General features: G+C 42.7%; 4 protein-coding genes. All 4 read right to left on the bottom strand.

The window, feature by feature from the left end; translation table 11 throughout:
• Positions 1 to 266: 266 nt before the first annotated feature.
• Positions 267 to 4,331: a LamG-like jellyroll fold domain-containing protein gene (locus ACEW8O_RS07850; RefSeq protein WP_373494068.1), complete on the bottom strand. Its 4,065-nt coding sequence runs from the start codon at positions 4,329 to 4,331 to the stop codon at positions 267 to 269.
• Between the two features lie 506 nt (positions 4,332 to 4,837).
• The gene (locus ACEW8O_RS07845; protein WP_373494067.1) at positions 4,838 to 8,416 is read right to left on the bottom strand and encodes an Ig-like domain-containing protein; all 3,579 of its coding nucleotides are present in this window, start codon (positions 8,414 to 8,416) and stop codon (positions 4,838 to 4,840) included.
• A 944-nt stretch (positions 8,417 to 9,360) separates the two neighbouring features.
• Positions 9,361 to 11,169: a hypothetical protein gene (locus ACEW8O_RS07840; RefSeq protein WP_373494066.1), complete on the bottom strand. Its 1,809-nt coding sequence runs from the start codon at positions 11,167 to 11,169 to the stop codon at positions 9,361 to 9,363.
• 57 nt (positions 11,170 to 11,226) lie between these two features.
• On the bottom strand, positions 11,227 to 11,520 hold a 294-nt coding region (locus ACEW8O_RS07835; RefSeq protein WP_373494065.1), incomplete at its 5' end, for a hypothetical protein.

Below are 11,520 nucleotides of genomic sequence, written 5' to 3'. Positions count from 1 at the left end.
TATTTACTGGTTTTACATTAATTTCGTTTAAATTAATCATATATAAGCCAAACTAATGTCATTATATTTTCTGAACATTTCCAAAATGTTAATTACTCGGAATGACGGCTGCCTGAAAGGTAACCTGATGTCATTCCTTTTCTGAACATTTGATAGTTCAAAATTATTGGATTCGTGATAAAAAAGATTTCATAAAAAAAGAGAGGAGATAAAAGCGGCACAGCCGTTTTTATCTCCTCTCTTACCCAAGCAAATTCCTGTTAACTTTATTTTTTAATAAATCTAAACACTTCCCTATGCTGTGTATCCTGTAATATCAACATATAATTGCCTGTTTTCAGGTTCATAGGTGAGAGGTCAATTTCTATACTGAAGGAATGCACTTCAAATTCCTTTTCCATCAAAAGCACACCCTTCATATCATACACCTGACCTTTCATCGTTCCATCTTTTTGCCACAGGGACATCACCTGAATCCATGATTCTGCAGGATTGGGATAAAGTACAGGGGCTATCCTTTCCTCTCTATTTTCGGGAACGATGGATGCTTCTGACTGAAATGAATCTTCTTTAGGAATTGCAGTATTGGTTTTGGATCCTCTTTGCAATATGCGCATTGTTTTGCTATTGGAAGCTAAATCCTCGATTTCATTGACACTAAGTACCCCGCTATATAGTCTAAGGTCATCCAAGCTTCCTTTAAATCTTTGGATAGTTCCGTTTGCTGCTATGGAAAGGTCTCCGGAGAATGTTCCAATGGTAAAAGGCGAAGAGCTTCCCGAAACATCCTCGATGCCGTTGATATAAATTTTGCTATTGCTACCGTCAAATGTGGCAGTCACGTGAATCCAATTGCCTATGTCCCGTGTATAATTGTATTTTGACCTCAGCCTGTAAGAATCTGCCGAGCCCCGATTGAGGTAAAAATCAATGATGCCGTCATTGTTGAGGGTAAGCTCAAAAACGTTCCCGTCGGATTTGCTGATAACAGTGTTCCTGCCCACCACGTTTGGATTTACCCAAGCTGCAATGCTGATGGCATCTTTGATTTCCAGGCTGCTGTTATGGGCTACTTCACCGTACCTTCCGGTTCCACCGTCAAGGTTGAGTGCGAGACCTTCTACACCAGTTATCCAAGTGACACCGCTGGTTCTGATGATGTTGGCATCATTACCATTTCCCGAATCGTCGAGAAGCTTATTGCCACTGCCCTCGTCCATTTTCCAATGGCCGACTAAATTACCTGAAGACATTTGGCTTTGAGGTGGAGGAGGGGATTGTACTCTCAGCAGAAGGGGGATTTCAACATCACTAAAAGCCCTTTCATACAATCGAAGTTCATCCATTTCACCTTTAAAGCGTTGTATCGTGCCTATAGCACCAATGACCAATACTCCTGAATTGGTACCGATTTCAAAAGAGTTAAAATAGGTACGGGATATATCCTCCTCTCCATTGATGTAAATTTTATGGTAGTTGCCATCGAATGTCGCAGCTATATGGAACCATTTGCCTACCAAGTTACTGTAATTAAAATTGGAAAGCAGCCTGTAGGTAGATCCGTCTTTGCCCCGATTGAGACGGAATACGATTTGTCCGTTAAGGTCCAGCCACAATTCAAAACCGTTTCCGTTACTATCTGATTTACTGATAATGCTGTTTCGGCCCATCACTGAAGGTTTGACCCAAGCAGCAATCGTCACAGCCTTGGGAATAGCCAAGGAACTGTTGTGGGATGCCCTGCCAAATCTATCACTATGTCCACTAAGACTAATCGCTTTGTTCACCATACCTGCTTTCCAGGTAACACCATTGGCATTGACAATCGTGGCATGATTTCCCTTGCCCGATTGGTCCATCATGCGGTTACCGCTTCCTTCATCCATAGGCCAATAACCTATCAAACCATTGTTTAGCAGTGTATTGATATCCTTTTCCGTATCAGGTAACTCTTGTGGTGCATCAAGTGCTAAGGTTTTAAACTGATTAGTAGCGGAATATCTTCCAGTACCAGAACGATTTACCCCCCTTATTCGCCAATAATAAGTTTTATTGGGATCGAGGTTTGGAATTTCCAATTGAGTTCCTGTAAGTCTGCTTTTGTTGAAAACCAGGTTGGAAAAAGAAAAGTCTGTGGCAATTTGGACTTGGTAATTCTCCGCAGTTTCCTGCGTTAACCATTTCACATTAACCTTGAGTGGGGAAATCTGGATTTGATTGATCGGACTGACAGGAACAACGCTTTCCGGACTATCGGAAAAATTTAAGGTTTTGAAAGAGCTTACAGTCGAATAGGAACCCGTTCCATTTTCGTTTCTGGCCCTTACCCGCCAATAATGGGTGCTGTTTTCTTTTAGTTGAGGAGATTGATAAACGTTCTCAGTAATATTACTTTGGTTTACGATTAAATTGGAAAAATCAGATGTACCCGAAACCTGTATTTGATAGGAATCTGTATTGGGGACTTTGGCCCAATGAAATACAGGACTTAAACCCACATTATTCTTCTGATTTTCCGGAGAAAGCAACAAGGTTCTAGCCGGAGAAATATTTTTGCTGCCCGTTTTAAATAATCTTACAGTAGAGTAAGCCCCGTTGCCAAAACCATTGCTCGCCCTGACCCGCCAATAATATGTGCTGTTGGCATCCAATTCCGGGTAAACCAAGCTGTAAGTTTTGATGTTATTGATATTGATCACATTGCTACTGAAGTCACTGTTTTTAGAAATCTGAATTCGGTACTCGCTGGCATTGTTAAGAGGCTTCCAGGCAAAACTCAAATCCACGGGACTGATACTTTCATTATTGGCAGGTAAAACCAATTCAGCTTGGTTTGGTGCTCCCTGATTTTGTTGTACAAGAATGTCCTGTACAAGGCTGTTGATATAGACTTCAATATTTGTATAGTAAGGACTTAGGTTATGATCCTTGTCATTGAGGGATTTTGGATCCAGATTGTTGGTATTCTCCCAGGAATCAGGTATGCCATCACCATCTGAATCCACAGGGGCAGAAAGACTTTTTAACACAGGCCATCCCCCCACATCCTTTTGACTGTCAATGATACCCAAAAGCCCTGTCTTTGATCCCTTATAGGTGTTTGTGCCGTTACGGGTTTCCTTCACAATTCTGATATCTACCCCATCTCTTACAAGACTTGCCCCCGCAAAATCAGTTACTGATTGATAGGCTTGGGTTGCTGTCCTATATTCACTGTATATCCCCTCAGGAATAGGGAATGGGATCAGTTTGCCATTCTTATCCCTATTTTGGGTAAGGTGCATGTACTTATCTGTCAAATCACCTGATTGTAGCCTTACACCTGACCACTGATCCTTCTCTACTTCAGGCCTGTGCTGTAGTTTATTGCCTTCCAAGTAAAACAAACCGTAAGTATCAGGGTCGCCAAGTGGATTCATGATGTAGTCAGGAGTGCCGCCCTCGAAAGAGGCAGGGCCGGCTTTATAATAATTGTTAAACAGGTTGATGTTGGAATCAGTACCGCCATCACTTGCCCTATGGAACCAATTGTAAACGACATTGTTCCGGAAATCAATCAAGGATTCCGCTCTTTGGAAGGAGCTCCCGGTATGAAATAGAAAATTCCTTTCTACAAAATGGCTGATTAAGTTATTATAGACCGAAATGTTCTGCCCGGAAATGATTCCACCATAACCATGTTCCCCTTTTTCATGTATAGAAGCATTAAGCCCTTCTGAAATGATGGAGTTTTGTATGGTAATGTTTCTGGAATTGACTATTGACATGGTTTCATCAGTTCCCCATGAAAAGGAACAATGGTCGATGATGATATTTTCTGGAATGGATTGATTGCTATCTTGTCTGATGTTGAATGCATTTCCTGTAAATTTTTGTAAGTCCCCCATTCTTGACCGGATATATCGGATGATGATGTTGTTTGCACTGCGGATGACCAAGGGGTAATTTTTGAGTGTGATGCCATCTCCGGGTGCGGTCTGTCCGGCAACAGTTAAATGACTGTTGCTGCTACGGATATTGATTTGGCTTTTTAGTTCTATGGTTCCGGACACTTCAAAAACGACAATCCTTGGGCCGACCGATCCAACAGCTTCCCTAAAGCTACCGGGACCTGAATCATTGAGATTGGTGACTTTGATTACCTGTCCACCCCTGCCTCCGGTGGCATACTTCCCAAATCCCTCCGCACCGGGAAAGGCAATTACTTGCTGAAGGTTAGGATCATAATCCGATACAGGATAATTTTGTGCTTTTAGCGGAATGGAGAGAAAGACAATAAAAATAAAAATACAATAAATCCTCCATGAGGATGGCTTATTAAAGGTTAACATGTCAGAAATAACTAAGGCTTATAAATTTTTTTAATATCCCTTGTAAAGGATGAAATTTTTTTTAAGCAAATACCTTGCCTTTTTAGCCAAGCTGAAAGAATTTTTTTTAGCGCCATCTTGTTCGTCTTTCTGAGCAATGAAAAATGGCATTTAAAGACTGGAAATGACATTAAGTTAACCCTTCTTACGGCGGGGAGGCGTCATCCCGAGTATTCAACATTTTGAAAATGTTCAGAAGAAAATGACGTTAGGGAAGGAAAATGCCGTAGGCATGAACGAAATTATAGCCCGGTAATTTATTGCCGGGATCAAATTAATTAGACCAACCCAAAAGTACCGTAGGTACGGACGATTTAATTCATTCATTTAAGTTCCGAACTCCATAATGATGTGAGTGAGGACACTCGCATTGGCTCTTATGCGAAATCTAAGGTTTCAAATAAAAAAAACAGGCCGGAACTAGATCCGCCTGTTTTTTAATACATTCATATTAAATCATTTAAAGTTTACCTTTTAACTACTTTCCTTGATTCCACAAATTTTGAACTTTGGATTCTTAAATTGTAAGGCCCATTCGCCATTCCCTGAGGCATTGTAAGATTAATATCCTTACCTGGATTTTTAATCTGTTTTTCCAACACTGTTTTGCCCTTATTATCAAAGAGTAATACAAATACATCTTCTTCAATCTGCTTGGAAAATTCAATATTAATATATTCCCGGAATGGATTTGGAAAGACATTAATTTCCAGCGGTACCTCCACTTCTTCTTCGGCTTCAGCGACGGAAAAGCTCCAAATCTCAGATTGACTTTCCGGCCTGCTTCCTGAAGCAGTTACTCTCCAATAATAGGTTGTCCCAGGTTGTAGATTTTCAATTGTTGCATATGTTACTTTAAGACCGGTATGGCTAGCCACAATTTTACTAAAGGATTGATCACCGGATAATTCAAGCTTATAATCCGATGCCTCATCTACGCCATCCCATACCAAATCTATCCTGGTTTCCTGTATAACGGCGCCATTCTTGGGGCTCAATAATATGGATGAATCCAAAGGCGTTAGGGATTCCGTAATCAAACTCCATACGGTAGAATAGGGGCTCGTACCCGCTACATTGACAGCCCGAACTCTCCAGAAATATATTTTATCAGGGTCAAGGTCAACCACTACTTTATGAGTAGTTAGATTGCTGTTTTGATAAGCAATACCCTGACTGAAATTGGAATAAGTAGAAACCTGAACTTCGTATTTTTCTGCCGCATCCACCGGAATCCATTCGAGCACAATTTGTTCCGGTTTTACCAATGTGCCGGATTCAGGACTGGACAGTTTAGGTGCTGATGGTGCCAACACAGAGGCTTTTGTAGAAAAACTCCAAGTGGCCGTATAGCTGCTGTTTCCAGCGGTATTAGTAGCCCTTACCCTCCAATAATATGTTTTCCCCTCTTCCAAATTCCCTAATTGAAAATAAGTCTCTTTTAAACTGCTGCTATCCAAAACTCTATTGGAGAAATCTTTGGTCAATGAAACCTGTAACCTGTAAGTATCTGCGTTTTCAACATTCTTCCAGGAAAGCTTGATGGAAGTATCCAAATCCTTTGACCCGTCTGCCGGGGAAATCAAAACTGGTGTGGTAGGCACTACTACTTTTTCGGAATCTATTACTTCAAACTTAATGGTCAGTGCTTTACCTGCAGAACCACCACGGTTGCTTTCAGAATAGGGGATGGCGGTCAGGGTATAATTGCCCATAGTCAACAAACTCCCATTATAAACACCATCTCTATCTCCAAAAAGTGCATAAGGGGCCACATTTTCAGTTTTGGAATGATTTATAGGACCTTCCAGGGATAAATAGACGCTACCTACCTCAATCGGATTTGTATTCGCTCTAAAATTAAGACTTAAGATTCGAATATTTGCCAGATCCAGTTCGTCACCATCAGACATTTCCGAAATGGAGGTATTGCTACCGGCATCTATCAAAGTAAAAGTTTCAACCCCGAAGGATAAATTGAGTGGATTATAATCCTGCTCAATGATTGAAAATGCAATGGTCAGTTCCGTTCCTTGTGTACCGCCTCTGTCTCTTTCAGCATAAGGGATAGCGGTAAGGGTATAATTACCTGCAGGAAGTGAAAGTCCGGCATTGTTCAGTAAATCATAAGTATAGCCATTGTCTGTCCGGGATGAGTTGACAGGGCCTTTTAATGAAAAATAAACAGATCCTACTTCAATAGGGTTGATATTGGCCCTGAAGTTCAGACTTTTATTTTGAATATCTTCCAGGTTTAACTCATCCCCATTTGACAAGGGCGCGATTGCTGTATTACTTCCAGCATCTATCAGTGTAAAACTTTCTACGCCAAAAGAATTGTTATTTTCTATAACAGTAATTTCCGTTTTGGCGGTAAAGCCACCATCCTCAGTTATTGCGGTTATGGTAGCCGAACCCAATTCTATTGCTGTAACCAAGCCACTTGCATTGACTGTAGCTACTTTGGTATTGGAAGATGTCCAAATTACCTTTTTGTTGCTGGCATTTGAGGGAGAAATAGTTGGATAAATCTGAAGTGTCTTCCCTTTATCCAAAGTAGCAGTTTTTGGTGTAGTTGTAATTCCGGATACTTCAATTATTGAAGTTGGGGCAATTGGACTGTTCTGGTCAATCAGACTGTTGATATAAACTTCAATATTTGTATATTCCTTGCTTAAGTTATAGCCTTTATCATCTGCTTTTTTGGGATCCAGTCCATTGGCGATTTCCCATTCATCGGGCATACCATCTCGATCCGTGTCTTTGGGTGCAGGCAGGGATTTCAGTTGCGGCCATCCCCCAACATCTTTTTGGCTATCGATGATTCCTGAAAGCCCCGTTTTGGATCCTTTAAAAGTCACTTTCCCTGTGCTGACTTCCTGCACAATCCTTTGGTCCACCTGATCACGCGATAGACTTGCCCCCGCTTTTTCTAATACGGAAACATAGGCGTTGTCTGCGGTATGCGTATGGCTGTAAATACCTGGAGAGATATAATGCGGAGCCAAATTTCCCTTACTGTCCCTATTTTGAAGTAGGTGGAGGTACTCCTTTGTTAAACTACTTGAGGAAAGCCTTACTCCTGCCCACTGATCTTGTTCTACCACAAGGCTGTGCCCCATTTTATTGCCTTCCAAATATAACAACCCATATGTAGAAGGGTCACTATTAGCCATTAGTGCATTCATGATGTGGTCGGGGCGGCCAGTCTCGAAGGAGGCAGGTCCTGCTTTATAATAGTTTTGATACAGGTTGACGTTGGATTCAGTGCCTCCGTCACTAGACCGATGGGACCAATTGAAAACAACATTGTTCCTGAAATCAATCAAAGATTCTTTTCTTTGGAAGGCGCTTCCTTTCTGAAATTGCAAATTCCTTTCTTTAAAGTGGCTTATTAAGTTATTATAGATGGAGATGTTCTGGCCTGAAATGATTCCTCCATATGAGTGCGGTCCTTTTGCATTTGCAGAATCATGGAGCCCTTCTGAAATGATGCAGTTTTGTATGGTGATGTTCTTTGAATTGACTATTGACAATGTTTCATCAGTGCCCCAAGAAAAGGAACAATGGTCGATGATAATGTTGTCAGGGCTTACGCCATCACTATCCCGTCTGACAGTTAGTGCATCCCCATCTACCCAATTCAGGTCTCCCATTCTAGACCGGATAAATCTGAGGATGATATTGCTTGTATTGCGGATGACCAAGGGGTAATTTTTAAGGGTGATGCCATCACCAGGTGCAGTCTGTCCGGCTACGGTTAAATTACCGCTCCTGACATTGATTTGGCTTTTCAGTTCGATATTTCCGGATACTTCAAAGACCACTGTTCTGGGTTCAATGGCTTCGAGTGCCCATCGCAGGCTTCCTGTTCCGCTGTCATTAAGATTGGTGACGATATATACCGCACCTCCACGGCCACCTGTGGCATATTTCCCGAACCCCTCAGCACCGGGGAAAGCAGGTAGGGAAGGGGATTGTCCAAAAGCATCGGCGATAGTAAAGAAGCTCAGGAGCCAAATTGAAATCAACAAGCAAAATCTCATAATACAATTGTTTAGGGCTTAATAAATTAAGTTTAGGGTGTAGTCTCCCCTCCGACTTTAAAAAAGCCGGCCTACTTCAATTTACCGATTGCTTGACCTGGGTGATTAAGCTTTCAGATGGGTGATGATCCTTAAATCATTTTCAATTTTGGGGATAGTTTTTTCCTTTTCCAAAACTTCATTGTACAAACCAAAATTTGAGACAGGTCATACAAATTTTTACACATAAACATAAAACTTATATTGTAGTTGAAATGAGCGTTTTGACCGTTCTGTTCCGTCATTCCGTCAGGAGGGATCTCTAATGGTCCCGAAAACGTCTTATTTTAATTCTCCACATCATTTCTACCCCTTTCCGTCAATCCGACGTCAAGAGGAATCCCCAATAGTCCACAAAAGGATCTAATGGTATAAAAAAAAGTTCTTTACTAGTAGCGTTACAAATGCTAAGACTCAGCGTCAAGAAGCCAAAGGCTTTGAACAACGCCACCATTCCGACCACCCCCTCGTCATTCTGACGTCAGGAGGAATCTCTAAAAGTCCACAAAAAGGATCAAATTGTATAAAAAGGGGATCTTTACTACTAGCGTTACAAACGCCAATACTCAGCGTCACGAAGCCAGAGGCTTCGGACAACGCCACCATTCCGACCATCTGCCGTCATTCCGAGTAATTAACATTTTGGAAATGTTCAGAAAGGGATATGCCATCAAGAAGGGCTGCAGACCTCTCCTGACGTCGAGGTGACAAGGCAAAGTTCTTTATAGACTTAAATGCTTTTTATAGTTCAAAACCATCAATTACAAATCTGTCATTTGTACGCAAGGAGGAATCTCCAAAAGTCCAAAATAGGATCAAATTGTATAAAAAAGGGATCCTTTCTACTAGCGTTACAAACGCTAATACTCAGCGTCACGAAGCCAGAGACTTCGGACAACGCAATATCAATCTTCCTTCCTTGCTACAAGTAGTTTAACTTCTACCAGAAAAAAAGCACAGGGCTCTAAATCAGGGTAAATCCTGAACTCCTGTAGCATATCATTTATCCAAACTGTTGTAGTGGATATCGTGTCCAGTTGTTTCAGCCAAGTGGCTCTTTCCCAGTTCATACGGTCGCCTGTCGGCTGATAGAAAATACTATTATAACCCTCTTTCCATACATTGTGACCGATATTTTGTTTCATTTTTTTGCCGCTCCAGAAGTACATTCGGAAAGGTGCTGCTTTTTTCAAGTCTGAATTGGTGAATTTAAGCGTCACACCATGGACGTGACGGGATTCAGGCAGTACAAATCCGACGTACCCAAGATAGTCCTCTGTGAAAGCGGTATCCCCTTGAAATACAATCCGTTCTGCGGTCCGATAGCTATACGGTATCTGTATCTCTTCGAAGATTGGATCCTGCTTTAAGGCAACAAAGGCGCCAACCTGAGCCTTACGGAGCATCGGCAAATAGTCAGTTAATATATCCTGGTTTACGTGAAGAAAATCGCCGTGGCGTATAATCAGTTCGTGAGCAGGAAGACCGGCACGCATATCCTCTTCAAAGGATCCTAAATTCGCCCTCAAATATTTTCCGTAGCCCCACCCTATCTGTGTGTTAGGCCAAAGGAGTAGCAATGTGGCTAAACACAAGACGGCCCGCCCGAAAATATTGAATCGGGGCGAGCTGTAGATGCTGAATATCAAGTACAAAGCACACCAAACGGGCACAATCAGTAGATAGTAACGGATCTCGAACACGAAGTTCGTGCCGATCTGACCCGAGGTGAGGCTCAAGTTATCTCGGCCATGGCCAATAGCGACACATAAGATTGACAGGCCGGCCAGTAAAGCCATCAAGCCTGTAGCTCGGAACCGCTCGCTATGTTGCGGGATATTTTTTGCCAACTGCCAAAATCCTGCCAACAGCCCCAACAGTGCCGCCACCCCGGATAAGGGCCATGCCAGATAAAGCCCTGGGCCCAGACCGATCGTATATAACTGGGTAATAGTACGTATCATAGTCCAGCCGCTTTTTCCATCCGGATGATACGGCACTCCTTCATATCCGATAAAATAAGCGGCTGTCAGCGAGGTTGCCATCAAGACCAGCCCGGCAAGCCAAGTCCGCTGTCCTCTTTTAAGAGTCGGTGCAATGCCAGGCATGAATAACACAAAGACCATCCATATCAACAAAGGAGGAACTATCAGCAAGCCATTACCGCCGCACAGAATCAGCGCCAAAGTGCAAGCCCCCACTACAGTAGTGGCATTTTTTTCTGATATACGCTTAGGGGCTTGAGCCAGCACCGCCAACACAATCCCGACAAACAGCACCGATAGAAAATACTGGATCTGCCAAGCCCACAAGTAATTGGTGGCATGGCCGATATTCAACAGCAAGAGTGGAAAAAAGGCATCCGTCCAGCTCGTGTAACCGCGCATTCGGCTCGCTGTAAAAATCAGGGCATAAGCCAACACCGCTATCAACAACACCCCGAATGCCATCCCGATTTTGAAATTGATACCCGTGATCGCATATAGCAGCAAAGCAGTAAGCCTGGGCAAAGGGACCCGGTGCTCATTGTGCAACGACCATAGCCATTCCATCGTGACCGGCTGATTTCCTGTGAGCGGAGGCACCATGTCCCAGCCATCCCAAGACGGGACGTTGCTCCCGAACTTCCATACAAAGCCCATTATAACAATGAGCATAGCCCCCAGAAGGCCCCATACCAGCAGCGGCTGCCATGAATTGGTTTTCACTCCCATCGCATTTCGTGGTTTTAATTAGTTTGCGGTGTGGTTTCTCCGCTGTTTGATTTCTCCTTAATGCAAAGGTGAAAATTCAATCACAAACTGATAAGTTGTCGCTTTCACCCGGTACTTTTCCAACGTAGACCGGGCGGTATCTCCTACCCCTGATACACGATAATCCGTATTCAGCGTAATGAACCCGGATTTTTTTAACTGAAAGGGATAAAGGGCCCTATCCAAGTGGTCTACGCCGTATTCGTGAACACTGAAATTCATGGGCTCCGGAAAGGTAAGGGCAAGTCCGTTTCCGTTGTGGTCTCGGAGAGAAAGAGAATGGACATCGGTCTTGTTGCCATAATCCTGTGG

This window comes from Aquiflexum sp. (genome assembly GCF_041749095.1).
GTDB lineage: Bacteria > Bacteroidota > Bacteroidia > Cytophagales > Cyclobacteriaceae > Aquiflexum.
This window is presented reverse-complemented; position numbering and strand designations above follow the sequence as displayed.